Raw genomic sequence first — 24,660 nt, 5'->3', positions numbered from 1 at the left:
GATCATGCCTTGGTGAGGTAATCGTGGATGACCTCGCCGCTCACCAGCGTGAAGTCGGCCTTCCAGAAGAACGCCTCGATCGGCTCGACCACCGGCAGGCGGTAGACCGGCGCCTGCGCGTTGGGCCGAAGCTCGACGGTCGCCGGTCCGACCCAGCATTCGCGCACGGCAACGTCCGTCAGCTTGCGCGAGGTGATCTGCCGGATCGCCGGCCGGCCGTCGATATGGTCGATCGCCTTGAGATTGAGGTTGGTGCCGAAATCGAAATGCCGGCGCATCTCGGCCGGATCGACCTGACGCTGCTTGTAGGGCGTCGTCACGGTGACGACATCGATGCCGTTGCGCTCGACCGTGCCGACAATGAGATCGCCGCGGAACTCCAGCGAGGGATTGGCATATTTCTTCGGCTGGCCGTGGATTTCACGCCCGTGCGACACGCCGCCGTCCGAATGCAGGAAGAGATAGGGCGAATAGGCCCCGGCCCGGCCGGCGACCTCCGCGCCGAACATCACGTTGCATTCATGATAGGGGCCGATCCAGTCCGTATCGTTCATCTTGTAGAGATGGATCGCCACGACATCGCCGGTCGCGCGGACCGGCGGCGGGGCGAGGAAGGCGGCCGCAGCGGGATCCGTGCGGTAGAAGACGGTCAGGATCTCGCAATTGCGGAACCGGAAGGGGAACGGCGGAATGAAGGGCGCATCCCACGGCGTGGAGAACCCGCCTCTCGCGATATCGGCTTCGGTGGGCTTCGTCAGCCCCCAGCGACGTTCGGTCATGCCCGGCCTCCGGCTTTCATCGATTCCCGCGTCGAGCGCAGGACATTGCGCATATGGGCGGCCATCGCGGCGCGCGCGGCCTCCGCGTTCTTTTCCCGGAGCGCCTGCACGATCGCCCGGTGATCCGCGATCGACCCGCTGATGACCCCGGCCGTCTCGGATGCGACCTTGCGGAATTCGAGGCCGAGGATGTTCAGGCTCTCGGCGGTGCGGGCGAGGAATTCGTTGTCGGCAAGCTCCGCAAGCCGCCGGTGGAACGCCGTATCGACCTCGCGATACTGCACGGGCGTTTCCGTCGCAGCCTCCTGCGCCGCGATCAACCTTTCGAGAAAGGCGACATCTTCGGCGCTCGCATTGACCGTCGCCCGGGCCGCGATATCGCCCTCGATCAGCTCGCGCGCCTCGTAGAGCTTGTCCACCTCGGTGTTCTGCAGGGTCAGGAAGAAGGTCAGCGGCTTCAGCAGATCGGCCGCGCTCAACTGCGAAACGACGATGCCGCCGCCGTGCCGGATTTCCAGCACCCCGAGGACGGCGAGCGCCCGCACCGCCTCGCGCACCGTCGGGCGGCTGACCTGAAAGGACTCCGCCAGGCTGCGCTCGGACGGCAGGTGATCGCCCGCCTTGAGATTGCCCGCCGTCACCAGACCGAGAATCCGCGACACGAGGATTTCCGTGAGCCCGGCCTTCTTGACCGGTTCGACGCCCGAAAGGCTCCGTTCCTGCACGCTGCTTCCTCCCGATGCTTCCCGAGGCCATCTGCGCATCTTGACCCCAATCTTGTCAAGTGGCCAAGTGGCCTTACCACTTATTGACGTAATGGCAGAGATAGTGTTAGTCAATCGCCAGCGTCGGCGGGTGAGGAGCAGAACCGCACGGCGCGTGAGGAACCATCATGCGCATCCGCCATGTACGACCCTATGTGATCGCCTATTCCGATCCGAACGACTTCGCCAACCGGCGCATGACGACGCTGGTTCGCGTCGAGACGGTGGATGGCGTCGTCGGCTGGGGCGAAGGCATCGCCATGTGGCCGGAGGCCTGCAAGGCGACGGCGACGATCATCGCAGCGCTCGGCGATCTGCTCGTCGAGACCGGCGAGATCGACGTGCGCGGGGCCTGGGAACGCATGCGGGCGCATTGCTGGTGGTATGGCGAGGGCGGTATCGCTTGCTTCGCCTACAGCGCGCTCGACATGGCGCTCTGGGATATCGACGGCAAGCGCCAGGGCAAGCCGCTCCATGCGCTGCTTGCGGACAATGCCCGGACGTCCCTGCCCGCCTATGCGTCCAGCCATGTCAACAAGGCGACCATCGAGGACTGCGTGGCCGAGATCGCCGGCTTCCAGCAGCAGGGGTTCAAGGGCGTCAAGCTCGGCTTCGCCAAGAAGGGCCTGTCGAATATCGGCCGCGATCCGGATAACGACGTCGCCTTCATCAGCGCCCTGCGCAGGGCCGTCGGCAAGGATTTCGAGATCATCGTGGACGCCGGCAACGGCGTGAAATGGGACGTGGCGACCGCCGTCGCCACCGTCAGGCGCATGGCCGAGTATGACATCGGCTGGATCGAGGAACCCTTCTATCCCACCTTCATCGAGGACTATCGCGCGCTGAAGGCCGCGGTCGACGTGCCGATCGGCACGGGCGAGCGGGAATGGACGGTGAGCGGCTACAGACGGCTTATCGAGACGGGCACGGTCGATGTTCTCGGCGTCGACCCGGCGCGCGCCGAGGGCGTGACGGGCTTTCGCATGATCGACGCACTCTGCGCGGCAAACGGCATTACCATCAACGCCCATGCCTGGAGCACCGCCATTCTCACGGCCGCCAGCCTCCACCTGTCGCTGGCCTCGCGCACGGCGCGCCTGTTCGAGCTGAAACCCTTTCCGGTCGTCGTCCAGAACGAGCTCGTGGAGGAGCCTATCTGGCATGCCGGCGGCGAGATGTCCGCACCCGCCGGCCCGGGGCTCGGCGTCACCATCAACGAAGCGGTGCTGAACCGGCTTGCCATATGATCCAGACAAGTAAACTTGCTTGACAAGTTTACCAATGCAATTGACCATCGGCGTTTTCAGGGAGGAGAACATGATGAAATGGAATTTGGCGGCTCTGGCCTCGGCCACCGCGCTCGCATTGACGATTGCAGGCACCGCCGCGGCGGAGGACTTCCACGGATTTGACCCTGCCAGTTTCGATGGCGCGATGCTCTCCGCAGAGCAGCTGCAGGCGATGGTGAAGGACGCGACCGCCGTCACCCCGCCGCGCAACGGCTCCAAATATGTCATCGGCTTTGCCAACCTGCAGCGCGACATGACCTTCGGCGTCGTGGTCGAAAAAGGCATCCAGGCCAATGCCGATGCGGCCGGCGTCGAACTGACCATCGCCGACAACCGGCTCGACGGCCCGACCGCACTCGCCAATGCGCAGTCCTTCGTCCAGCGCAATGTGGACTATGTCATCGAGTTCCAGACGGACGTGAATTTCGGCCCGACGGTGATGAACGTCTTCAACCAGGACAATGTGAAGGTCGCGGCCATCGACATTCCGATGGAAGGCGCGACCTTCTTCGGCGCCAACAACCCGAAGTCCGGCTTCATGGGCGGCTCCTATCTCGGACAGGCGGCCATCGCGAAATTCGGCGCCGACAAGGTCAAGCAGGGCTATTACGTCATCGGCGAGCTGCCACAGTCGGGCGCGATCCCGGCGATGCGCACCGAAGGCCAGCAGGCCGGCTTCCTGTCGGCGGTGCCGGATTTCCCCAAGGAACAGATGCTGCGCATCGACACCAAGAACACGCTGCAGGAATCCTTCACCCAGATGACCAACCTGCTCGGCCGCATTCCGGATGGTGTGCCGATCATGATCAACGCCATCAATGACCAGTCGGCGATCGGCATGCTGCGCGCCGTCAAGCAGGCCGGCCGCGATGCCGACGTCATCGCCGTCGGCAACGGCGCGGACGAGACCCAGGCGCTGGCCGAGGAGCCGGAACTGGTCGCCGCCACCGGCTACTTCCCCGAGCGCTACGGCAACTACCTCATCCCGATCGCGCTGGCGGCCCTTGCCGGCAAGGAACTGCCGCCGGCCGTGCTGGTCAATCATGTCATGATCACCAAGGCCAATGTCTGCGAGTACTACAAGGACTACAAGTGCGGCGAGAAGCCGAACTTCGACTATGCCTTCCCGCAGGCGGAATTCGAAGCCCATCTCGCCTCGCTGAAGGGGCAGGAATCGCTCAAGGGTTACGAGACGCTGATCCCGAGCAAGTGACGATGCAGCCGGGCGCGCGGTTTTCGCGCGCCCTTTCGCGCATGGGAGGAATGGATGGCAGGCCTTGTTGAGATGACCGGCATCGGCAAGTCGTTCGGCCGTGTCGCCGTGCTGTCCGATGTCTCCCTTCGGGTCGACGAGGGCAAGGTCGTTGCCCTGCTCGGGGCCAACGGCGCCGGCAAGTCGACGCTGATGAAGATCCTGTCGGGCAATTACACGCGCGATGCCGGCGAGATCCGCATCGATGGCCGGCCGGCCGATTTTCGCGCACCGGCAGACGCCATCGCCGGCGGCATCCGCCTGCTGCCGCAGGAGCTGTCGATCTTTCCGGACCTGACGGTGGCGGAGAACATCATGCTCGGTGCGTTGCCGACGAAGGGCTCCGGCCCGCTGCGCACGGTGGACAAGGCTGCCTTGGAAGCCCGCGCCGCCGAGCTTCTGGTGCGCATGGGCCTCGACTGGCTCTCGCCGAGGACCCGCATGGGCACGGTCTCGCACCATGTCCAGCGCATCGTCGAGATCGCCCGCGCCATGGCCGGCAACGCCCGGATGCTGATCATGGACGAGCCCACCGCCTCGCTCGCCGACGCCGAGGTGAAGATGCTCTTCCAATGTGTCCGCCGCCTCCAGGCAGAGGGGATTTCGGTCGTCTACATCTCCCATTACCTCAAGGAGGTCTTCGAGATCTCCGACGAGATCGTCGTCCTGCGCGACGGGCGCAATGCCGGCCGGTTCGAGACGAAGAAGACCGATGTCGATGCCGTGCTGGAAGCGATCGTCGGCAACCGGGTCGGAAACCTCTATCCGGATTTTGCCCGTTCGACCGGCGTCGCATCCGACGTCGTCACCGTCGAAGGCCTGACGGTGGACGGCTGGCTGCACGGTGTCGACTTCACCATCCGCAAGGGACAGATCACCGGCATGCACGGGCTGATCGGCTCCGGCGTCGAGATGGCCGGCCGTGCCCTGTTCGGCGCCGTACCGAAGGCAAGAGCCGCCCGCACGACCGTCGACGGCCGGCCCTATGCGATCCGCAATGCCGAGGCGGGCGTTGCCGCCGGCCTCGGGCTGGTCGCCGCCGAGCGCAAGCAGGAAGGCATCATCTCCATGCTGAGCCTGCGGGAGAACATGTCGGTCTGCAACCTGCCGCTTTTCACCAAGGGGCTCGTCGTCCAGCGCAAGACGGAAACGGCCACCGCCGACGACTGGATCCGGCGCTTCGCCATCCGCGCGCGCGGCGCCGAACAGGCGATCGGCAGCCTCTCCGGCGGCAACCAGCAGAAGGTGTGCCTCGCGCGCTGGCTGATCGGCGACCTCAAGGCGCTGATCCTGGAAGAGCCGACCCGCGGCGTCGATGTCGGCGCGCGGGCGGAAATCTACCGGCAGATCCGCCAGATGGCCGATAACGGCCTCGGCATCCTGCTGATCTCCTCGGATGCGGAGGAGGTCGCGGGCCTCGCCGACCGGTCGGTCGTGCTGGACGGCGGCCGCGTCGCCGCGACCTATGAGGCGCCGGTCTCGGCCGCGGCACTGATGAATGCCGCCTCCAAACCGGCCGCCGCCGAAGCCATCTAGGGCAATTCCACCATGAGCCCGCGAGGGTTTGCGGTCGGGATTGCGTGAAAACAAAGAGATAGAGCATTTTCGGGCGATCCTCCTCGCCGGAAATGCTCCAAATCAGGAAAGAGGATTCCATGTCCGAGGAAACGGCCAAGACCGTGGGTAGCCAGAGCGAAGCACCGAAGCCCGAGGCCGGGCGCAGCCTGCTCGGCAAGTCCTGGGCGGGCACGGCGATGCTGCTCGTCATCTACCTCCTGCTGCTGGTGGTCTTCACCATCCTCTCGCCCTTCTTCCTGACCTTCAAGAACCTCCTGTCCATCGGTTCGAACATGGCCTTCGTCGGCCTGATGGCGGCGGCCGGCACGCCGCTGATCATCGCCGGGGGACTGGACCTTTCCGTCGCCGCGGTGGCCGGGATTTCAGGCGTCATCGTCTCGCTGTGTTATGCCGCCGGCATCGACATCTGGCTTGCCTGCGCCATCGCCATCCTCGCCGGCGGCGCGATCGGCGGGGGCAACGGCATGCTGACCAACGGTCTCAGGCTCAATCCCTTCATCGTGACGCTCGGCTCGATGAGCATCATCACCGGCCTGTCGCTGGTGCTGACCGGCGGCCTCACCCAGCCGCTGGCCATCCCCGGCTTCAACTGGATCGGCTCCGGCCGCATCCTCAGCGTGCCCGTGCCGCTGATCCTGATGCTGATCTTCTTCGCGGCCATCTGGTGGGTCATGGCTTTCACGCCCTTCGGGCGCTACATCTATGCCTCCGGCGGTAATCCCGACGCCAGCCGCATGCTGGGCATTCCGGTCGATCGCACGCAGATCAAGCTCTACATTCTTTCCGGCGTCTCCGGCGCGCTCGCCGGCATCGTCGTCGCCGCAATGCTCGGCGCCGCCGCCCCGGATGCCGTCGGCAAGCACCTGCTCACCGTCATCGCGGCCATCATCCTCGGCGGCACCAGCCTCTTCGGCGGCCGCGGCTCGGTCTGGGGCACGCTGCTCGCCGTGCTTATCCTCGGCACGCTGAACAACGGCCTCACCCTGCTCAACGTCTCGAGCTTCTGGCAGGACGTCACCAAGGGCGCCGTCCTGCTGCTCGCCGTCGGCCTCGACCAGCTTCGCATCCGCTCGCAGATTTGAAAGGAACCGACATGCCCGAACGCATCGCCTTCCGCATGATCCTCAATCCCGGCCAGGCGGCCGAATACAAGAAGCGCCACGACGAGATCTGGCCGGAACTGAGCCAGGCCCTGCGCGACGCCGGCGTGTCCGACTACTCGATCTGGCTGGACGAGGAGACAAACCACCTCTTCGCAACGCTGGTACGGGCGGACGACCACAGCATGGACGCGCTGCCGCAAACGGACGCGAACCGCCGCTGGTGGGATTTCATGGCCGATATCATGCAGTACAACGACCGCGGCGAGCCGCATGTCGTGCCACTCAAACCGGTCTTCCATATGGCGTGAAACCCCGCCGAGGCGCCGGCGGATACGAATTTGGAAGGAAGCCGGGCCGCGGGCAAACGACGAAACGCTTCAACAGAACGGTCGCCGCGCCGCCCGTCTCATCCGCGCCGACACGTCCTCGCATGCACGGGACAATCAATCGCCGATGAGGGCCGGCAGGCCGAACGCGTCCCCATCAATTTTTCCGCGACGATGGCCGACGCCTCGCCTTCGCTAGACCGTGAGATGTTGCAAGAGACATTCAGCTCAAGCCCTGTAACCTGAGGCCTGCCCGCTCGCGCAAACCTGGAGTTGAGGCCGGAACAAGGCCACGTCTGCCTTTGCGTTGCAACGTTTTGGGATGTTCGGGGTGGGATGAAGCACTGTCGGGTTACGGCGAGGGTGCACAGCCCAGAAACGCAAAAAGCCCCACGGAGGGGGCTCTTTGGGATCGTTGGTTGCGGGGGCAGCTACCAATTTGTGGTCCGGGGACGTCTATAGTCGTCCATCTAATCATTTCTATATCAATGACTTATCTTGAATGTTCTTCTGCATACGTCTTGAGTCAGCCACCAATATCCGCTTAAAATTGTGGGTAGGTAATGGGCAAGGATTTCGGCTATGACGGCTGGCATTCATCGGCTTTCCGATCGGCAGGTCAAGGCACACAAAGAGCGCGGCCGGCTATCCGACGGCGGCGGAGTGTTCCTACAAATCAGCAAGTGGGGCACCAAGTCCTGGGAGTTCCGGTTCACCTTGCACGGACGGACCCGCAGCATGGGGCTGGGCCAGTACGATGTCGTATCGCTCAAGCAAGCGCGCGAGGAAGCCGAAACGCTTCGCCGGATCGTCCGCGAAGGCAAAGACCCGATCGAGGAACGCAAGGCCGCCCGCTCGAAAGCCGCTATCGAGGCCACAACGTCCATCCTGTTCAAGGACGCCGTTGGAAAGTGCCTTGCCCGGAAGGAAGGCGAGTTTCGCAGCGAGAGGCATGGCGCAAGCTGGCGCAGGAGCATGGACGCCTATGCCGTGCCGATCATCGGCAACATGAATGCGGCCCATATTACGACACAGGATATTCTGCGCGTTCTGAACCAGCCGTTCGAAGATGGAACCCTGTGGGAGAAGAGGACCGAAACCGCATCGCGCCTTCGCGGTCGTATCGAGGCTGTCCTGTCCTGGGCGACAGTCGCAGGCTATCGCAGCGGCGACAATCCGGCGCGGTGGGCTGGCAATCTGAAGGAACTGCTGCCGACGCCTTCGAAGGTGGCGAAGGTCACGAAGCGGCCGGCCCTGTCGCAGGCCGATCTTCCGAAATGGTTCGCCGAACTGCGCAAGCGCGACGGCATGTCGGCGCGGGCGCTTGAGTTCATCGCCCTCTGCGCATCGCGGTCGGACGAGGTTCGCAGAGCGACGTGGAACGAAATCGACCTTGACGCCCGAATGTGGAAGATACCGGGCGAGCGCATGAAGATGGAACGCGATCACCGCGTGCCTTTGTCGGATGACGCCGTTGCCCTGTTGAAGGCGCTTCCCCGGATGGCCGGTTCTCCCTATGTGTTCCCTGCCCCGCGCGGCGGCCCATTTTCCGACGCGATCCTTTCGCAGCTTATGAAGAAGATGCACGCGAAGGAATTGAAGGCCGGGCGCAAGGGATGGCTGGATGCGGATACCGGGCTTCCTGCGGTTCCTCACGGCCTGCGCTCGACCTTCCGCGTGTGGACGGCCGAACAGGGCTATGACCGCGACATGTCGGAGATGGCGCTTGCTCACGCCGTGGGCTCGACCGTCGAGCGCGCCTATCAGCGCAGCGACATGGTGGAGCGACGCCGCACCATGATGGCGGACTGGGCCGCGTATTGCCGAGGCGTAGCGCCCGCAGGAAATGTCGTGCAGATTCGCGAGGCGGCTACAGGGTCATGAAGCTGCACAATACCGGAGCGGTTGATGATCGCCTTCACGACGGCCGGATCGTCGGCCTCGGCCTGCACGCCATGGCGCTGGTCATTGAACTCACCGTTCCCGACGGCTGGCCCATCCACATCATCTGGACGGCGATGGCGCTCGCAGTAATGCGATGGAGACCGGGCTACCTGTCGCTCGACTAGCTCATCCACCACTTGAGGGGCAACCGAGGAGAATGAGGCATCGGCCGGTTGAAAAGATCCGCTGGAATGATGCAAGGAGGAAACCTGGGGCGATCATACGCTGTAAAAGGAAACGACACCTCGATTGCCGCGTGATGGCTGGCACGGCCGCCAACTATCTTGACCGTTTTTTGATGCCTACGCGAACGTTTGGCCGTGGCGCGCCATTTCGGGCGTTCGATAATTGCAACACCGTCAACCGAACACTAATATTCTTAATTAGAATAGCAGGTATTCACCCACCTTATCTTCTGAGGTGATAGCACACGTCTCATTTTTCGTTCGGGATACCAAACAGAACCAGGAAAGGTTAGCGCTGATAACATGAAGCTGCGGTCTTTTGAGGAGATCTATGCCTTGGCCGCAGCCCGAAAGGGGGGTGTGGTGGCACTGGAGAACATCTTGGCTCTCACGCCTTCACTCCCTGCTGGAGATATCGCGCGAATTTCCGACGATCGCGTTCTGGCGGCTATGACCCGTCAGATATTCGGCGCCGGATTTTCCTACAAGGTGATCGAACGAAAGTGGCCGGCTTTCGAGGCTGGCTTCGACGGCTTTGACCCACATGCCTGCGCGTTCATGAGCGAGGAGCGGTTTGATGCGCTTCTCCGGGACCCAAGCATCGTCCGTAGCGCCAGGAAGATCCTCGCGGTGCAGCGGAACGCGCAATTCGTCTTGGAGCTTTCAAGCGAGCACGGAAGGGCGGCGCGGTTTTTCGCAGAGTGGCCGGACGAGCGCTACATCGATCTCGTCCACGTCGTTCGCAGACGGGGTGCTTATCTCGGGGGAGAGACCGCAATGCGGTTTCTTCGTGCCCTCGGGAAGCCGGCATTCGTAACGTCGCCTGACATGGTGGCAGCTCTCGTTCGGGAGGGCGTGCTTTCCCGGCCGTCGATCGCAAAGCGCGATCTCCAAGTTGTTCAGGAAGCCATGAATCAGTGGGCCGCCTCGTCCGGGCGGGATTTCACTACGATCAGCCGGGTCCTGTCGATGAGCGTGGGCTTGCCGCCGGCCTCGGCTGAGCGGCCTTGGGAGGCATGGGGACTCTAGCAGAGAGCGGGCCGCACTCCGTTCGTCGGGCTTTCTTCTTCTATCGTATAGCGCTCAGTATATTTGCTGGACTCGCGCCGCGGCACTATCGTATAGTGATCGATATATTAGCGTGGAGTCACGGGCGGGATGGTTCGGCCGCGGAAGTTAGATATCGATCAGGCGCTGGACGTTGCTACGGAGTTGTTCTGGAGTAACGGCTACGACGGCACCTCGCTGTCTGACCTGACCAAAGCCATGGGGGTCACCCCGCCGAGCTTCTATTTCGCTTTCGGGAGCAAGGAGGCCCTGTTTCGGCGCGTCTACGAACGCTACCGGAAGGGGCACCTCGCTTATGTGGCGGAGGCTCTTGAGGCACCAACAGCGCGAGAAGTCGCCGAGAAGATGCTCTACGGCGGCGCCCAGGCGCAGGCGGGTGAAGATCACCCCCCGGGCTGCATGGGCGTGAGTTGCGCTGGGTCAGGTCCCGCAGGCAGCAGCCCAGTCCGAGATGATCTTGTGGAGAGCCGTCGGCTGGCGTGGAAGGCGCTTTGCGACAGGTTCGCGCGGGCAGTTTCTTCGGGCGACCTGCCGGCGGGGACGGATGTGAAGGCTCTGGCGCGCTTTGTTCATGTAGTTGGCTTGGGCATGTCTATCGAGGCACAGAGTGGTGCATCAAAGGATGATCTCCGGCGCATGGTGGATGTCGCAATGAGGGCGTGGCCGCCGAGTTGCGCCGCTTAGCGGGGACCAGGAGGGCTTCAGCCAAAAGTTTCAAATTAAGTCCGGCCACGCGCATCGGCCGTCTGGACAGGGAGAATGTTCGATGGATCGGTTGGATGTGATGCGCCTGTTCGTTCGCGTCGTGGAAACGGCTAGTTTCTCTCGGGCGGCGAAGGTCGAAGGTGTGGTGCAGCCGACGGTCAGCAAGCATATCGCGGCGCTGGAGGCTCGGCTTGGGGCGCAGTTGCTCCGGCGGACATCACGCGGGCTGAGCATGACGGAGGCCGGAGAGGCCTTCTACGAAGCGACCATTCGGCTGCTCGATGAGGTTGAGGAGATAGAGACGCGCGTCGGGCGAGGGCAACTGGCGCCCTCCGGTCGGATACGCGTGGCGATGTCGGCCGGCTTCGGTCGTATGCACATCTTGCCGAAGCTGCCGCAATTCTTCGAGGAGTTTCCCGACGTCACGGTCGAGACCGACATTTCTGATCACTACGTCAATCTCATTGAGAACCGCATCGATGTAGCGATCAGGATCGGTTCGTTGTCGGATTCCAGTCTCATGGCCAGGAAGATTGGGAGCGGCGAAACGGCGCTCCTTGCCACACCCGCCTATCTGTCGCGCAAAGGGACGCCCAAGATCCCGGCGGATCTGGCGGATCATGAATGCGTGACGTTCGTGTCGGGGGGATCGGCAAGGCCTTGGGAGTTCATGGGACCGGAAGGCAGAGTCACTATTGATCCTGTGGGACCGGTCCGAACCAGTGACGCGGAGCATATACGCGTTGGTGTGCTTTCGGGTCTGGGACTCGCTCAGGGGCCGGCCTGGCTCTTTGCTGAGGAACTGGAATCGGGCGCGATCGTGAGGGTGTTGCCAGAGTACGCGCCAGAGCGGCATCCGATATATGCGGTGAGCCCCGGCGGGCGCCTCCAGTCGAGTAAGGTCAAGGTCTTCGTGGACTTTTTTGCCAAGGCGTTCGCTAGGGACGCGAGCTTGCGGCTGAGCTAGTCGCGACCGCGCGGCGCGTCAGTCGACTTTTACGACGATCTTTCCGAATTGCTGGGCAGATTCCAGATAGCGGTGCGCTTCGACCATCTCGTCGAAGGGGAAGATGCGATCGATGACAGGAGACAGTTTGCCTTCGCTGAGCGCCGCCGTGATGTAGTCGACCGCGACTTGCAGGCGATCGCGATTGTAGACGATGTCGGCCGGCATCCACCCTTTGATCGTCACCATCTGGCCAATCTGCGTCAGGACTGGAATGATCGTCGTGTCGCCTTCAAGCGCGCCGTAGATGTAAAGGATGCCCTGCCAGGGCATCACCTGCATCAGCTTGGGGAGCAGTTCGCCACCGACCGGGTCGAATGTCACGCGTACGCCCTTGCCGTCGGTGATCCTCTTGACCTCCTCGACAAGATCTACTTCGGCGAAGGGGATGACATGCTTTGCACCAGCGTCGAGCAGTCTCTGCCGTTTGGCGCTTGTGCGCGTCAACGCGATGGGAATCGCACCGGCGAGATTGGCGAGTTGAATTGCCGCAATGCCGGTGCTGCTCGAGGCGGCAGAAATCAGCACGGGTTCGCCAGGCTGAATCTTGGCGTCTTCAATCAGCGCGCCGTAGGGCGTCAGGAACATCACCCAGAGCGAGGCGGCCTCTTCAAAGGAGAGCCCATCGGGTTGCTTGATGACTGTATAACCCGGCATCGCGATCACTTCGCCATAAATGGCAAAGTCGCCCATGCTGAACGCCGGAACCGTGTTGACGCGATCCCCGACTTTCACATGCGTGACGTTCTTACCGACCGCCTCGACAATCCCCGCTGCTTCAGTGCCGAGGAGCCCGGGCAGGACTGCTTCGATGATGTAATTGTTTCGCCGGTACATGGACTCGGCGCGGTTCAGGCCGAGCGCCTTGACGCGTATCAGAACCTCGTCGTCGTTTGGAACCGGCGTGTCGATCTCGACGAATTGCAGGACCTCTGGACCTCCAATTTCGGAAAACTGGATGATGCGCGGCATGGTGTTCCTTTCCGGTTTTAGTTTTGAACCGCGCTCGTCTTGATGGGCGCGGTGCGATGCGAGAACAGTCGGATTACACTCTCAGGAGCATAGCCGTGGATGTGGGGATAGCTGTTGGGAGCGGCAGATCGCGTGGAGGAATAGTATATATTACGCAGCGGAATATTGAGCTTGATCTAAGAGCGAGACCTGATGACTTGATCGCCTCGTCAACACATCTCTCTGTCGCCTAGACACACTCGCGTGCATTCCTCGGCGGAATAGTTCGTATTCCGTGCGGCGTACTTCTGAGCCGGTAGGCTGCTCCTCATCTTCGTCGTCAAGAAAAAGAGACGATGGAGTTACCGTGCCGCTCAACCGCAGATTCACGCTCGTTCGGCGCCCAAGCGGCGTTCCCGTTCCTGAAGACTTCCTCCTGACGGAGGAGCCGACCGCAGCCCTGGAGCCAGGTCAGTTCCTGCTCCGCAACCATTATGTTTCGATCGATCCGGCGCAGCGCGGCTGGATGGATGATCGGCCGTCCTATCTGCCGCCGATCGCTCTTGGTGCGTCGGTTCGCGCCAGCACGGTCGGGCAGATCGTGGAATCGCGCAGTGCTGCTTTCCCCGTGGGCGCTTGGGCGGCTGGCCTGAATGCGGTGGAGGACTACAGCGTCGGCACCGAAGGCGGCTACACCAATCTGGTGGACCCCGATGCCGTGCCGTCGATCACGAACTATCTGTCGGTTGTCGGTCCCACCGGCTTGGCGGCGTATTTCGGGCTGCTCTCGATCGGCCAGCCCCGGGCCGGCGAGACTGTCCTCGTGACCGGAGCAGCCGGCTCGGTCGGTTCTCTGGTCGGACAGATCGCAAAGATGAAAGGATGCCGGACGGTCGGCATAGCCGGCGGTCCGGCGAAGGTTCAACGCCTGCTCAACGACTATGGTTTCGACGCCGCGATCAACTATCGCGGCAAGAGCGTCGAGGAACTGGTGGCCGAGATTCGGCGCGCGGCGCCGAATGGCGTCGACATCCAGTTCGAGAATGTCGGGGGCGACATCCTTGACGCCGGCCTTCTGGCGATCAATCCCAAGGCCCGCATCGTGCTGTGCGGTCTTATCTCGGAGTACAATTCCGAGCCCCGCGGTGCGCGCAATATCTGGGAACTGGTCGTCCAGGGCGCGCGCATGGAGGGGGTGATCCTGACCCACTATTTTGATCGTATCGGAGAAGCGGTGCCAGCGCTGATCGGCTGGGTCAGGGATGGAAAGCTGCGCGTCGATGAGCATGTCGAGGATGGGATCGAAAACGTCCTGCCGGCGATGTTGCGTCTCTTCGACGGCAACAACGAAGGCAAGATGATGCTGAGGATTGTCGACTGATGGCCCACGCAATCCGGCTGTACGAGCATGGCGATCCCGGCGTTCTGAACTGGGAGCGCGTCGAGGTCGGCGAGCCTGGCCCCGGCGAGGTGCGTTTGCGGCAGCGCGCGGTCGGTTTGAACTTCGTCGATACGATGTTTCGCGACGGGACGTTCCCGCTCACGCTGCCGACTGTCCTTGGTATCGAGGGCACCGGCACGGTGGAGGCTGTCGGACCGGGGGTCGACCATAGTGTCGGGGATCGTGTCGCGTATTTTTACGCCCCCGGAAGCTATGCGACGGAGCGTGTCGTGTCTGCCGTGCCTTTGGTGCGTCTGCCCGACGATATATCCGTGGAGCAGTCAGCGACTTTTCTCGGCAAGGGGCTGACCGCTTGGATGGGGCTGCGGCTCCTCCACCAGATCAAGGCCGGGGAGACCATTCTCGTCCAGGGCGCGTCCGGCGCCACCGGCACAATCCTGTCGGTCTGGGCGAAAGCTCTTGGAGCAAAGGTGATCGGCACTACCGGATCGCCGGGGAAGCTGGACAGCCTGTCCTCGATCGCCGACCACGCGCTTCTGGCCAGCGACGGCGGGTTCGAGCGGGATCTGAAGAACTTGGCGCCGGAGGGCGTCGACGTCGTCTACGAGTTCGTCGGCAAAGCGACTCTGGCCAAGTCGGTGGCTGCCCTGCGCGACGGCGGGGCGCTCGTGACGATTGGCGCTGCTTCAGGGTCCGGTGAACTGGATGAGGGCCTCCTCGCTGCGCGCGGGATCAGCGTGTCGGGTGGCAGCACCGTGCGGAACGTGCATGGCGAACTGGTCGGTCAAGCGACAGGTGATCTTTTCAGCGCAATTCGCGACGGCGTCTTCTCGTCGGTTGAGGCGGCTCGCTATCCGCTTCGGGCTGCGGCGCAGGCTCATGAAGACATTCGAGGCCGTCGGCTCGTGGGACCGTCCTACTTCATCTCGTCGGAGTAAGGGACAGATTCGTGCAGCACGAGCATTCGCAGAAGATTGCAGCGCAGAGTAAAAAATCGGGGAACCTGGTCGCGGGCGAGCGACATCGGGGGGTGGACGCTCGGATTTGGCTGCTTGCGCTAGGGGCATTTGCTACGGGCACCGATGCGCAGGTTATCTCCGGTATCCTGCCTCGGATATCGGCGGATCTGTCGGTCAGCCTGGATACTGCCGGTGGCGTCGTAAGCGTCTACTCGGTGACCTATGCTGTTTCGGCGCCAATCCTCGCCGCACTCACCGTCCATATTCGCCGTGACCGCGCTGCGGTGCTGGCGCTGGCGGTGTTCACGATCGCCAACGCCCTTTGCGCGCTTGCGCCGACATTTGCGATGCTGATCGGTGCTCGCATCCTCGCCGGCTTGTCGGGCGGTCTCTTCATTCCAACCGCCTACGCCCTGGCCGCCGGACTTGCGCCGCCGGAGCGTAAGGGCGCGGCGCTATCGGTCATCGCCTTCGGCATCACGGGTGCGATTGTGGCCGGCGTGCCGTTGGGTATTCTCGTCGGAGACGGCTTCGGTTGGCACGCTGCGTTCTGGCTCGTGACCGGTATCTCGGCGGTCGCGTTGGTGGGCATTGCCATGCTGGTGCCTCCGCCTCCCGCTACGCCTTCGGCAGCGACATTGCCCCAGCGCTTCGCGCCGCTCGCCCATGCGCCGACGCTGCTTGCATTGTTGCCGACGCTGCTGTGCCTGGGACTGAATGGTGGCGTCTATACCTACCTGGGCGCGATGCTCCATGAACGGGGCTATTCCACCGGCATCACGCTCGCGGCCTTCTCCCTGTTTGGCCTCGGGGCGCTTACGGGAAGCCAACTCGGCGGTCGTCTTGCGGACCGTTATGGCCCGCTGCGTCCCATGTTCATCGCTCTGGCCGTGAGCGTGATCGTCGGGCTTCTCGTTCCGAGGGCGCTCGGCGCGCTTTGGTCGATCGGACTGGTGAGCTTCGCGCTGGGCGCTGCGCCATGGCCGATTGTGCTGGGGCAGCAGCAGCGGCTGATGGCGTTGGCACCCCGCCACGTCGAGGTGGTCCTCGCCCTGAACAACTCGTTCGTCTATTTCGGCATAGCAGTCGGAACAGCGCTCGGTGGGTGGATTCTGGCGCGCGGTTTCGGCCTAGACGCCATTGCCACGGCCTGCGCCGCCTTTCCCGTGATGGCGCTGGTGAGTTTGCTGGCGAGCGAAGGGCTTTCAAGAGTACGCGGGTCGACGGGCCAATAAGTTGCGAGGGCTTTCGGTTGCTACTGCGCGGATGCGAGTGATCGGCGGCAAGCGATATTCTGGCAGAGAATAGATTCTATGCCGGTGTCGATACTTCCTGTGCTTCGGGACTGTTCGCATCTTCGAATCTTGACGCAATTGAACATAGGAGCCCCGTCCGGGCACGAGGCGGCGATGGATCGAGTGGAGATGATGCGGGTCTTCGTCCGCGTTGTGGAAACCGGTAGTTTTTCGGAGGCCGCGCGGCTTGACGGCGTCGCACAATCTACGGTCAGCAAGAAAGTCGCCGGGCTTGAGACGCATCTTGGGGCGGAACTGTTGGACCGCTCGACGAACAGGACGATCCTCACTCCGGACGGGCAAGATTTCTACATCAGCGCGAAGCAGGTCCTGAACCATTTGCGGGAGGCCGAGGAGCGCGTTGCGCTAAAGCAATTCGCGCCTTCCGGCAATATTCGGCTGTCGTTGTCGTCTGGCTTCGGTCGACTGTGTGTGGTGCCGCGGCTGAAGGAATTTCTCGTCCGATATCCCGATCTATCGATCGATTTGAACGTAATGTCGCAGCTTGGAGCTAACGCTGACCATGGTGCTGATGTCGAGATCCGCGTCGGCGTAGCGGTCGCTCCCGAGACAAGGGGCGAATTCATCGGGCATACGGCGCCGATCACGGTGGCAACGCGGGCTTACCTGGCGCTGCGTGGTGAGCCGCTCCGACCAAGTGAACTCGCCCAGCACGAGTGCATCGGATGGACCGTGGGTGGAAACCCCGTCGCCTGGGACTTTCAAGGGCCAAGGGGATCGGTCACGGTAATGCCTTCGGGCTCGTTGCGTACAAACGACGCGGACTGCGTGAGAGCTGCTGTCCTGAGTGATTTGGGGATTGGCTACGGCCCGCAGTGGTTGTTCGCCGAGGAGATCGCCTCGGGAGAGGTCCGCTCGTTGCTGGCCGACTATGCGACGGCGAAATGGCCGATCTCCGCCGTCTGTCCGAAGGATCGGCGGGTCCCATCCAGGGTTAGAGTGCTGATCGATTTTCTGTCCGAGGCATTTTCGGATGGTGGTGATAGAGCATATCGGAGAGTCGAACAATAGAAAATATAAAGCGTGATCACGCATGGATCTGCATTTGTGACGACGGCGGCCCTTATCTGAAATCATCAATTTCGGATGGCAGTTTTTCTCACGTCTCGCGCAGAGTGCGCATTCTACATCAGAATAGATTGTATTCCGTTCTGCGATCTACTGCGGCTCTTTGAGCGTTCTCATCTGTGGGTAGCCGAGCGCGTTTGGGTTCGGCCCCACCCGAAATCGAGATGAGAACCTGACGATGACAATCAATGCCCAACCCTTTGCGACGAAGAAATACATCGAGATCAAGGGACGCCGAATGGCGTACATCGATGAGGGCGAAGGCGCCCCGATTGTCTTCCAGCATGGCAATGGCAGTTCCTCCTTTCTCTGGCGGAACATCATGCCGGCAAGCCGGGGTCTCGGTCGCCTGATTGCCTGTGACCTCATTGGCATGGGCGATTCAGAGAAACTGCCGAACGCTGGTCCCGACAACTACACCTTCAAGGAAAATCGCGAATTCCTCTTCGCGCTTTGGGAGGAACTCGGCATCAACAAAGATGTCGTGCTGGTCCTGCATGACTGGGGATCTGCCTTGGGTTTTGACTGGGCCAACCAGCATCAGGATCGGGTCCAAGGCATTGCATTCATGGAATCGATCGTCCAGCCGCTCCGGTGGAGCGAGTTTCCAGAGTATGCGGTCGAACTTTTCAGGACCTTCCGTTCGCCGCAAGGCGAGGAGCTTGTGCTGAAGGACAATGCGTTCATCGAAAAGGTGGTCGCCGGCTCGGTGCTCGATCCGCTCGATGAGGCCGTCCTGAACGAATATCGGCGGCCTTTCCTCGAGGCCGGTGAAGGTCGCCGCCCCACGCTGACCTGGCCGCGGCAGTTGCCGATCGATGGCGAGCCTGCGGACGTCCACGAGATCGTCGAGAGCTATTCGCGGTGGCTGGCCGAGAACGACGTTCCCAAGCTTTACGTGAACGTTGTGCCAGGGGTCCTTGATGCCGGACGCCAGCGGGAGTTCACCAGGTCATTCAAGAGCCAGAGGGAGATCACTGTTCGCGGGGCTCATTACGTCCAGGAAGAGAGCCCCAAGGAGATCGGGGACGCTATCGCAGAGTTCATCCGGGATTTGCGCGGCCTCTGATCGCAACTCTCTTCGAATTCAACGGTCGTTCCCGAAAGGTGATCTTGATGCAGGCTCACAATATTGGAGGCGCGGTCGATGCGCTTCCCACAGAACCAGACCATCTTGGTCTGGCCGGCGAGATGGGGCAGTTCGAGCAGAACGCACCGAACTTCCGGCAACGCCTGGCGATACTCTCGGTCGCGGTGGGCGCCTTCTCGCTCGTTACGGCGGAACTGGTGCCGATCGGGCTGTTGCCCGGCATGGCGGCCGACATCGGCATCACCGCAGGCCAAGCGGGACTCATGGTGACAATGACTGGAATTCTGGCGGCGTTCGCCGCCCCTCTCGTCACCGTGCCGGCGCGTGATCTTGATCGTCGTCTTGTGCTGATTGCACTGTCCTCGTTCTTGACCCTTTCCAGCCTGATTGTTGCTTTTGCGCCGTCTTATCCGGTCGTACTGGTCGGGCGGCTCATTCTTGGCATAGGCATCGGGGGGTTCTGGACGATCGCCGTGTCGATTGGACCAAGGGTGTTTCCGGAGGCAACGGGAACGCAGGGAACGGCTATCATCTTCGCCGGTGTCTCGTTGGGGACGATCGCCGGCGTGCCAGCCGGAACATTCATCGGCAATGCATTCGGTTGGCGGGAGGCGTTCGGCGTGGTTGCGGCGGTGGGAGCGCTCGTAGTTATCTGCCAGGCGCTGTTGCTTCCCAGATTGAAACCCGAGAAAGTCACCCACTGGTCCGATTTGCCGGTCTTGTTCAGAATCAAGAAGGCGCGGCTCGGCCTTCTGATTTGCTTGTTCGCATTGGGCGGGCATTTCCTGGCCTATACCTATATTTCTCCGTACCTTGCGGAAGCTGCTGGCTTGTCGCCGGATGGCATCAACATCCTGCTCGTGGTCTACGGTGTCGCGGGCTTTTTCGGGAACTGGCTCGGTAGCCGCATCGCCGCTAGAAACGTCGCCACCGCGGCGGTGCTATCAACGGTCATCGTCGGGGCGTCTGCGGTGCTTCTGGCCCTGATCGGAACGAACGCCGCAACCGCAACGCTGATCGTCGTCGTATGGGGTGTGGCCTTCGGCGGATTACCCATTATCACGCAGATCTGGATGGCTAAGGCGGCGCCGCATGACATCGAACGCGGTGCGGCGCTTTACGTCGCGGTCGTGAACATCGCCATCGGGGCTGGATCGACTGTCGGTGGCCTGTTTGTCGACCAGCTTGGACTTGCGAGCGCCATGGTAGTCGGAGGCGTCGTCGCCGCTGCGGCTGCGGCGGTTGTGTGGGTTGCGAACAAGCCCGATGCGCGACGAGGCAGAAGGCACACCTGAAAGCGGGTCGGGCCTAGCGTCTAAGTCAGCGGATGGATCGAGCGGTACGCGATCCATCCGCGAAACTGTCCGGGGGCGGCTGTACCAGGGTTTCAGGCGATCGGAAAATGCCCTAGGCTTCGTGGATGCCCCCTTGATTATGGGCGAATCTCTGAGGCACGGCGCTGATCATCCAATGCCGGGACCATCCTCGCCCTTGATCTGCTGGACCAGAGAGTAAAGATTACCGACGCCCCAGTGATCGGTAATTTTCCCGTTGCGCACTCTCATCGCGTCGACGGCCTCAAAACGGATTTTGCGCCCGGTTGGAGCTATTCCAAAGAACGTGCCCGAGTGTGTCCCATGGTAGACCTTGTACGTCGTGACCAAGTCGCCTTCGACGCTCTGCCAGTGGATCACAGCGTGGAAGTCGGAAAAGGCAGCACGCAAACCTTTGTAGAGGATGCGGACACCGTCTTTGTCGGCGGATACGCCGGACTGCGGTGTATGATCCACGAAATCGTCGGCGAAGAGTTCGTCGAAGAGATCCCAGTCCCCTTCGCCTTGCACCACTTCGGTGTTCTTCCTGACGACGGCTTTGGCTTCTTCAGATATCGAATGATCCACCATATTTGTCTCTCCAGCGTCGACCGGCTGCCATATCGCCTCAGCACTTTATGGCGAGCGCTCCGATTGAGATCGGTCGTCGGGTCGTCAGCGGAAGAGCTTGAATCGGAATACCATCTATTCCGAGCCGGCCTACCCATCCGAACCGTGATGCGGAAGGTATCTTCGTATTCCCATGTAGAATAGGATGTATTCTTCCTCATAGTCTTCAGAATAGTTTTGGCATGCATCATCTGAATCTGGTCGGACCGCCTGGGTCCGAAACAAGACCAGAAGGATCTAAGGCATGTCCAAGCTTGAAGGAAAGGTAGCCGTCATTACCGGTGGCAGCAGCGGTATCGGCCTCGCATCCGCAAAACGGTTCGTTGACGAAGGCGCCTACGTGTTCATCACCGGCAGGCGCGATTCCGAATTGGAGAAGGCGAAGGCCGAGATCGGCCGCAACGTCACGGCGGTGAAAGGTGATGTCGCCAATCTCGATGACCTCAATCGACTCTATGGGATCGTGAAGGCGGAGAAAGGGTCGCTTGATATCGTCGTCGCGAACGCCGGGTTCGTGGAACTGGTTACGCTTGCCGACGCGACGCCCGAGCATTTCGACAAGACGTTCGGCATCAATGCGCGCGGCACTTTCTTTACGGTCCAGAAGGCGCTTCCGCTTATCAATGACGGCGGGGCGATCGTGCTCGTTTCGTCAACGGCGCATCTGATCGGTTCGCCGCCGCACACGACCTATTCGGCAACCAAGGCAGCGGTGCGCTCCTTCGCGCGGAGTTGGTCCGCCGAGCTGGCGCCGCGGGGTATTCGCGTCAATACGCTCAGCCCCGGCCCGATCGACACGCCCATCATCGACCTTCAGGTCGAGAACAAGGAACAGAAGGACGCCATGATCGCGGCCTTCCTCGACATCATTCCGCTGCGCCGCATCGGCAAGCCCGAGGAAGTCGCCAACGGGGTGCTCTTCCTCGCCTCCTCGGACAGCAGCTTCTCGACAGGCATCGATCTTGTCGTGGCGGGCGGCCAGACGAGCGTCTGACCGCGCGGGTTTGTAGCCGGCCTCGCTCCTAGACGTGGCCGGCTCACCCGCAAGTCGCCAACCCCGGAGGAAATAGACATGAAGGATCTTCCCTTCAGACGGGTGCTCATCATCGGTACCGGCCCCGGCATCAGCTCGTCTCTCGCGCGATGCCTCTCATCGCTTGGTGTCGTCGTCAGCGTGGGGGCGCGTAACACCGAGAAGCTGCAGCAGCTCGTAGAAGAAACCGGCGCGCGCGCTTATCAGGTCGATGCCGCCAGTCCCGAAGACATGGCGGCCCTGTTCGACCGGGTGGCGCTCGACACGGGTGATCCCGACGTCGTCGTGTTCAACGCCGCTGCGCCGCTCCGGGGAACGCTTGACCAGCTCGATCCGCTGGAAGTGCAAAGGTCCATTGCGACGACCGCGTTCGGCGGGTTCCTAGCCGTCCACCATGCCGCCAAGCGAATGCTTCCCCTCGGACGCGGAGCGATCCTGCTGACGGGGAATACAGCCAGCATCAAAGGCTTCCCGAATTCGGCGACTTTCGCGATGGGCAAATTTGCCCTTCGCGGGCTGGCGCAGAGCGCCGCGCGCGAGTTGGGCCCGAAGGGTATTCATGTCGCGCACGTCGTCGTGGACGGCTTCATCCGTTCTGCCAGCCGGCCCGATCCGGAGGATTCTCCCGACAGCACACTCGATCCCGGCGACATCGCGCAGAGCTACGTGGACCTGATGTGCCAGCCGCGAAGCGCATGGACGGACGAGTTGGTGCTTAGGCCTTGGGTTGAGCGGTTTTAGGAGCGACGAAGATGGTTAGCAAAGTGCTTGACGGAAAAGTCGCGCTTGTGACCGGTGCGGCCCAGGGCATCGGTGAAGCGATTGCTATGGCGATCGCCGATCGAGGGGCTCGCATTGTGGCGTCGGACATCAACGTCGAACGTGGCGAAGCGATGCTATCTTCGCTTCGGTCGCGTGGCGTCGAGGCTCATTTCCTGCGGCACGACGTGTCGAGCGAGCCGGATTGGATCGCAGTCGTGGCGGAGACGATGAGGCTCTTCGGCAAGGTAGACGTTCTCGTCAACAATGCCGGCCTGATCGAGGTGTGCCATATCGACGACATGCCGGTCGAGCAGTTCGATCGGGTCATGAACGTCAACGTCAGAGGTGTCTTCCTCGGCTGCAAGCACATATGGCCGGCGATGAAAGCCGCGGGCGGCGGTTCCATCATCAATATGTCGTCCGTGACCGGAATCATCGCCAGTTCGGACGGGTCGGCGGCCTACTCCACCTCTAAAGGCGCGGTGCGGTTGCTGACCAAGGCCGTTGCGCGGGATTATATCGACCGCAACATTCGCGTGAACTCGGTTCACCCGGGCGGAATCCGGACGCCCACCGTGGAGCCGTTCCTCGCCGATCCGGACACGGCGCCCGCCGTAATCGGGCGCACACCGATGAAACGTATCGGCCTGCCAGGTGAGGTCGGGGCGGTGGTCGCGTTTCTGGCATCGGATGAAAGCTCGTACATGACCGGATCGGAGGTCGTGGTCGATGGAGGCTGGCTTGCCGTCTGAGGTTGAAGAAGCTCCGTTTGCGGAGACATCGACCAACACCTTCGCCAGCGGTCGTATAACTTTGAAGCATTGGCTGGCGGTGATGTCGATTGCCGTCGTGTCGTTTATGATGGTGACAACCGAGTATCTGCCGGTCGGTCTCATACCTAGCATGGCGGCGGATCTCGGCGTCACCCATGGGGTAGCAGGTTTGACGGTCACCGTCCCTGCGCTGGTCGCTGCGTTCGGCGCGCTGCTTGTGAGCGTCTTGGCGAGCCGGTTCGACAGACGGATCGTGCTGACCGGTCTCACGGTCATGCTGGTGGCGGCGAATGCGATCGCGGTCTTGGCGCCGTCATTTGCCGTTCTGGTTGCCGGTCGAGTGCTCGTCGGTGTCGCGTTAGGCGGCTTCTGGACCATCGGCATCGCCGTTGGGCCGAGGCTTATGCCGGAACCGACCGGGACGCGGGGCACCACCGTCATCTTTTCGGGCATTTCGCTGGGAACGATCGCCGGCGTTCCTGCCGGCACATTGATCGGCGATCTCCTCGGTTGGCGCGCAGCCTTCGGCGCGGCGGGTGCGGTCACGGTCGTCGCATTAGTCGCGCTGGCGGTTTTCGTTCCGCCTTTGCCGGCAAACCACCGGACACGGTGGCGGGACTTGCCTGCGCTTCTTTCCGTCAGCCAGGCGCGGTTAGGACTTCTCCTTGCGGCGCTCACCTTTGGAGGCGTCTTTTTCGCCTATCCGTACATCGCGCCGTTTCTCGCCATCGTGTCTGGGATGGGACCCGCTGGGATCAACGTGATGCTTCTGGTGTTCGGTGGAGCGGGGTTCTTCGGGAATATCATCGGCGGCTGGATGGCCGGTCGGAGCAATCGTCTGGCTATGGCGGTGACCTCCATTACGCTCGCGACGCCAGTGTTCCTTCTGGCTGCCTATGGTGAGAGCAAGGCTCTTACCTCCTTGCTGGTCTGCATATGGGGGCTGGCCTATGGCGCCCTTTCGATAACCTGCCAGTCGTGGGTGGCTCGGGCTGCCCCGGGCGAGATCGAGCGAGGAGCGGCGTTGTTCGTCGCGACTATCGAGATCGCGGTTGCCTTCGGTGCATGGATCGGCGGGGAGGTCGTCGATACGCTTGGCGTGGCAACCACCATGATCGTCAGCGGTGCGGTTGTTATGCTGGCCACGCCTTTAAGCCTCGTCTTCGGCCGACTTCCGAGACGGTGAGGCGCAGCAGCGCAGTCAATCATGATGCTTGTAGAGGACGTGTCGGATAGCGCTCCAAATTGGGCACGCCTCATATTCCGCGACAGAATAGAATGTATTCTCGCATGCATCCTTCCGGGCGGAGTTCGGTCGCCACATCTCTGGTCAATCTAAATGCAGATTTACCCAAGGATGTGAA

23 protein-coding genes and 1 pseudogene are annotated in these 24,660 nt (G+C 62.2%); 20 read left to right on the top strand and 4 right to left on the bottom strand.

The window, feature by feature from the left end:
* Nucleotides 1-2 precede the first annotated feature (2 nt).
* Together MUU56_RS23585 and MUU56_RS23580 are read right to left on the bottom strand one after the other, a co-directional pair.
* A complete protein-coding gene (locus MUU56_RS23585; protein ID WP_244769713.1) occupies nucleotides 3-779 on the bottom strand; it encodes an acetoacetate decarboxylase family protein in 777 nt (258 codons plus the stop codon).
* Complete coding sequence (locus MUU56_RS23580) at nucleotides 776-1,504, bottom strand: FadR/GntR family transcriptional regulator (RefSeq protein ID WP_244769712.1); 729 nt, start codon at nucleotides 1,502-1,504, stop codon at nucleotides 776-778. Before MUU56_RS23580 ends, MUU56_RS23585 begins: the two co-directional genes overlap by 4 nt.
* A 167-nt stretch (nucleotides 1,505-1,671) precedes the next feature.
* Here MUU56_RS23580 and MUU56_RS23575 point away from each other — a divergent pair, with 167 nt between their 5' ends.
* From MUU56_RS23575 to MUU56_RS23535, 10 genes and pseudogenes are all read left to right on the top strand, one after another.
* Nucleotides 1,672-2,790 carry a mandelate racemase/muconate lactonizing enzyme family protein gene (locus MUU56_RS23575; RefSeq protein ID WP_244769711.1) on the top strand — a complete coding sequence of 373 codons (1,119 nt, stop codon included), beginning with the start codon at nucleotides 1,672-1,674 and terminating at the stop codon, nucleotides 2,788-2,790.
* 73 nt (nucleotides 2,791-2,863) lie between these two features.
* Nucleotides 2,864-4,045, top strand: a complete 1,182-nt coding sequence (locus tag MUU56_RS23570) for a sugar ABC transporter substrate-binding protein (RefSeq protein WP_244769710.1) — start codon at nucleotides 2,864-2,866, stop codon at nucleotides 4,043-4,045.
* 54 nt (nucleotides 4,046-4,099) lie between these two features.
* Nucleotides 4,100-5,620, top strand: a complete 1,521-nt coding sequence (locus tag MUU56_RS23565; protein WP_244769709.1) for a sugar ABC transporter ATP-binding protein — start codon at nucleotides 4,100-4,102, stop codon at nucleotides 5,618-5,620.
* A 119-nt stretch (nucleotides 5,621-5,739) separates the two neighbouring features.
* Nucleotides 5,740-6,744, top strand: a complete 1,005-nt coding sequence (locus tag MUU56_RS23560; RefSeq protein WP_244769708.1) for an ABC transporter permease — start codon at nucleotides 5,740-5,742, stop codon at nucleotides 6,742-6,744.
* Between the two features lie 11 nt (nucleotides 6,745-6,755).
* Nucleotides 6,756-7,073 (top strand): L-rhamnose mutarotase, encoded by a 318-nt coding sequence (rhaM, locus tag MUU56_RS23555; RefSeq protein ID WP_244769707.1) that lies wholly within the window; start codon nucleotides 6,756-6,758, stop codon nucleotides 7,071-7,073.
* Between the two features lie 600 nt (nucleotides 7,074-7,673).
* Nucleotides 7,674-8,858, top strand: a pseudogene (locus MUU56_RS23550) (tyrosine-type recombinase/integrase); the annotation flags it as partial.
* A 113-nt stretch (nucleotides 8,859-8,971) separates the two neighbouring features.
* Nucleotides 8,972-9,160: a hypothetical protein gene (locus MUU56_RS23545; protein ID WP_244769891.1), complete on the top strand. Its 189-nt coding sequence runs from the start codon at nucleotides 8,972-8,974 to the stop codon at nucleotides 9,158-9,160.
* Between the two features lie 363 nt (nucleotides 9,161-9,523).
* Nucleotides 9,524-10,249, top strand: coding sequence for a DNA-3-methyladenine glycosylase I (locus MUU56_RS23540; protein WP_244769705.1), 726 nt, complete (start codon nucleotides 9,524-9,526; stop codon nucleotides 10,247-10,249).
* A 129-nt stretch (nucleotides 10,250-10,378) separates the two neighbouring features.
* Nucleotides 10,379-10,972 (top strand): TetR/AcrR family transcriptional regulator, encoded by a 594-nt coding sequence (locus MUU56_RS32960; RefSeq protein WP_398431992.1) that lies wholly within the window; start codon nucleotides 10,379-10,381, stop codon nucleotides 10,970-10,972.
* 82 nt (nucleotides 10,973-11,054) lie between these two features.
* Entirely contained in the window at nucleotides 11,055-11,960 is a 906-nt protein-coding gene (locus tag MUU56_RS23535) for a LysR family transcriptional regulator (RefSeq protein ID WP_244769704.1), read from the top strand.
* An 18-nt stretch (nucleotides 11,961-11,978) separates the two neighbouring features.
* On the opposite strand, the gene MUU56_RS23530 is transcribed toward MUU56_RS23535, so the two are convergent.
* Nucleotides 11,979-12,971, bottom strand: coding sequence for a zinc-dependent alcohol dehydrogenase family protein (locus MUU56_RS23530; protein ID WP_244769703.1), 993 nt, complete (start codon nucleotides 12,969-12,971; stop codon nucleotides 11,979-11,981).
* A 346-nt stretch (nucleotides 12,972-13,317) separates the two neighbouring features.
* On the opposite strand from MUU56_RS23530, the gene MUU56_RS32855 reads away from it, so the two are divergent.
* The 6 genes from MUU56_RS32855 (at nucleotide 13,318) to MUU56_RS23500 (ending at nucleotide 20,080) form a co-directional block, all read left to right on the top strand.
* Nucleotides 13,318-14,331 carry an NADP-dependent oxidoreductase gene (locus tag MUU56_RS32855; RefSeq protein WP_244769702.1) on the top strand — a complete coding sequence of 338 codons (1,014 nt, stop codon included), beginning with the start codon at nucleotides 13,318-13,320 and terminating at the stop codon, nucleotides 14,329-14,331.
* The gene (locus MUU56_RS23520; RefSeq protein WP_244769701.1) at nucleotides 14,331-15,290 is read left to right on the top strand and encodes a zinc-binding dehydrogenase; all 960 of its coding nucleotides are present in this window, start codon (nucleotides 14,331-14,333) and stop codon (nucleotides 15,288-15,290) included. The genes MUU56_RS32855 and MUU56_RS23520 overlap by 1 nt, the downstream gene beginning before the upstream one ends.
* Nucleotides 15,291-15,301: 11 nt before the next feature.
* On the top strand, nucleotides 15,302-16,546 hold the full coding sequence (locus tag MUU56_RS23515; protein ID WP_244769700.1) for an MFS transporter: 1,245 nt from the start codon (nucleotides 15,302-15,304) through the stop codon (nucleotides 16,544-16,546).
* 174 nt (nucleotides 16,547-16,720) lie between these two features.
* On the top strand, nucleotides 16,721-17,638 hold the full coding sequence (locus MUU56_RS23510; RefSeq protein ID WP_244769699.1) for a LysR family transcriptional regulator: 918 nt from the start codon (nucleotides 16,721-16,723) through the stop codon (nucleotides 17,636-17,638).
* A 235-nt stretch (nucleotides 17,639-17,873) separates the two neighbouring features.
* Entirely contained in the window at nucleotides 17,874-18,764 is an 891-nt protein-coding gene (locus tag MUU56_RS23505) for a haloalkane dehalogenase (RefSeq protein WP_244769698.1), read from the top strand.
* A gap of 47 nt (nucleotides 18,765-18,811) precedes the next feature.
* On the top strand, nucleotides 18,812-20,080 hold the full coding sequence (locus tag MUU56_RS23500) for an MFS transporter (protein WP_244769697.1): 1,269 nt from the start codon (nucleotides 18,812-18,814) through the stop codon (nucleotides 20,078-20,080).
* Between the two features lie 168 nt (nucleotides 20,081-20,248).
* Here the strand turns inward: MUU56_RS23500 and MUU56_RS23495 are convergent, their stop codons facing one another.
* Nucleotides 20,249-20,689: an ester cyclase gene (locus MUU56_RS23495; protein ID WP_244769696.1), complete on the bottom strand. Its 441-nt coding sequence runs from the start codon at nucleotides 20,687-20,689 to the stop codon at nucleotides 20,249-20,251.
* 283 nt (nucleotides 20,690-20,972) lie between these two features.
* Between MUU56_RS23495 and MUU56_RS23490 the strand changes: the two genes are divergently transcribed.
* From MUU56_RS23490 to MUU56_RS23475, 4 genes are all read left to right on the top strand, one after another.
* Entirely contained in the window at nucleotides 20,973-21,722 is a 750-nt protein-coding gene (locus MUU56_RS23490) for an SDR family NAD(P)-dependent oxidoreductase (protein ID WP_244769695.1), read from the top strand.
* 78 nt (nucleotides 21,723-21,800) lie between these two features.
* The gene (locus MUU56_RS23485; RefSeq protein ID WP_244769694.1) at nucleotides 21,801-22,502 is read left to right on the top strand and encodes an SDR family NAD(P)-dependent oxidoreductase; all 702 of its coding nucleotides are present in this window, start codon (nucleotides 21,801-21,803) and stop codon (nucleotides 22,500-22,502) included.
* An 11-nt stretch (nucleotides 22,503-22,513) separates the two neighbouring features.
* Nucleotides 22,514-23,275 (top strand): SDR family NAD(P)-dependent oxidoreductase, encoded by a 762-nt coding sequence (locus tag MUU56_RS23480; protein WP_244769693.1) that lies wholly within the window; start codon nucleotides 22,514-22,516, stop codon nucleotides 23,273-23,275.
* Entirely contained in the window at nucleotides 23,265-24,482 is a 1,218-nt protein-coding gene (locus MUU56_RS23475) for an MFS transporter (RefSeq protein ID WP_244769692.1), read from the top strand. Before MUU56_RS23480 ends, MUU56_RS23475 begins: the two co-directional genes overlap by 11 nt.
* Nucleotides 24,483-24,660 lie beyond the last annotated feature (178 nt).

It is taken from the genome of Shinella yambaruensis, from assembly GCF_022899355.1.
Taxonomy (GTDB): domain Bacteria; phylum Pseudomonadota; class Alphaproteobacteria; order Rhizobiales; family Rhizobiaceae; genus Shinella; species Shinella yambaruensis.
This window is presented reverse-complemented; position numbering and strand designations above follow the sequence as displayed.

Coding starts and splice junctions, on each gene's coding strand:
- MUU56_RS23495 (WP_244769696.1), bottom strand. CDS start 20,689: ATGGTGGATCATTCGATATCTGAAGAAGCCAAAGCCGTCGTCAGGAAG.
- MUU56_RS23560 (WP_244769708.1), top strand. CDS start 5,740: ATGTCCGAGGAAACGGCCAAGACCGTGGGTAGCCAGAGCGAAGCACCG.
- MUU56_RS23510 (WP_244769699.1), top strand. CDS start 16,721: ATGGATCGAGTGGAGATGATGCGGGTCTTCGTCCGCGTTGTGGAAACC.
- MUU56_RS23570 (WP_244769710.1), top strand. CDS start 2,864: ATGAAATGGAATTTGGCGGCTCTGGCCTCGGCCACCGCGCTCGCATTG.
- rhaM (WP_244769707.1), top strand. CDS start 6,756: ATGCCCGAACGCATCGCCTTCCGCATGATCCTCAATCCCGGCCAGGCG.
- MUU56_RS23565 (WP_244769709.1), top strand. CDS start 4,100: ATGGCAGGCCTTGTTGAGATGACCGGCATCGGCAAGTCGTTCGGCCGT.
- MUU56_RS23540 (WP_244769705.1), top strand. CDS start 9,524: ATGAAGCTGCGGTCTTTTGAGGAGATCTATGCCTTGGCCGCAGCCCGA.
- MUU56_RS23500 (WP_244769697.1), top strand. CDS start 18,812: ATGCAGGCTCACAATATTGGAGGCGCGGTCGATGCGCTTCCCACAGAA.
- MUU56_RS23575 (WP_244769711.1), top strand. CDS start 1,672: ATGCGCATCCGCCATGTACGACCCTATGTGATCGCCTATTCCGATCCG.
- MUU56_RS23530 (WP_244769703.1), bottom strand. CDS start 12,971: ATGCCGCGCATCATCCAGTTTTCCGAAATTGGAGGTCCAGAGGTCCTG.
- MUU56_RS23485 (WP_244769694.1), top strand. CDS start 21,801: ATGAAGGATCTTCCCTTCAGACGGGTGCTCATCATCGGTACCGGCCCC.
- MUU56_RS23480 (WP_244769693.1), top strand. CDS start 22,514: ATGGTTAGCAAAGTGCTTGACGGAAAAGTCGCGCTTGTGACCGGTGCG.
- MUU56_RS23585 (WP_244769713.1), bottom strand. CDS start 779: ATGACCGAACGTCGCTGGGGGCTGACGAAGCCCACCGAAGCCGATATC.
- MUU56_RS23505 (WP_244769698.1), top strand. CDS start 17,874: ATGACAATCAATGCCCAACCCTTTGCGACGAAGAAATACATCGAGATC.
- MUU56_RS32960 (WP_398431992.1), top strand. CDS start 10,379: ATGGTTCGGCCGCGGAAGTTAGATATCGATCAGGCGCTGGACGTTGCT.
- MUU56_RS23535 (WP_244769704.1), top strand. CDS start 11,055: ATGGATCGGTTGGATGTGATGCGCCTGTTCGTTCGCGTCGTGGAAACG.
- MUU56_RS23490 (WP_244769695.1), top strand. CDS start 20,973: ATGTCCAAGCTTGAAGGAAAGGTAGCCGTCATTACCGGTGGCAGCAGC.
- MUU56_RS23545 (WP_244769891.1), top strand. CDS start 8,972: ATGAAGCTGCACAATACCGGAGCGGTTGATGATCGCCTTCACGACGGC.
- MUU56_RS23520 (WP_244769701.1), top strand. CDS start 14,331: ATGGCCCACGCAATCCGGCTGTACGAGCATGGCGATCCCGGCGTTCTG.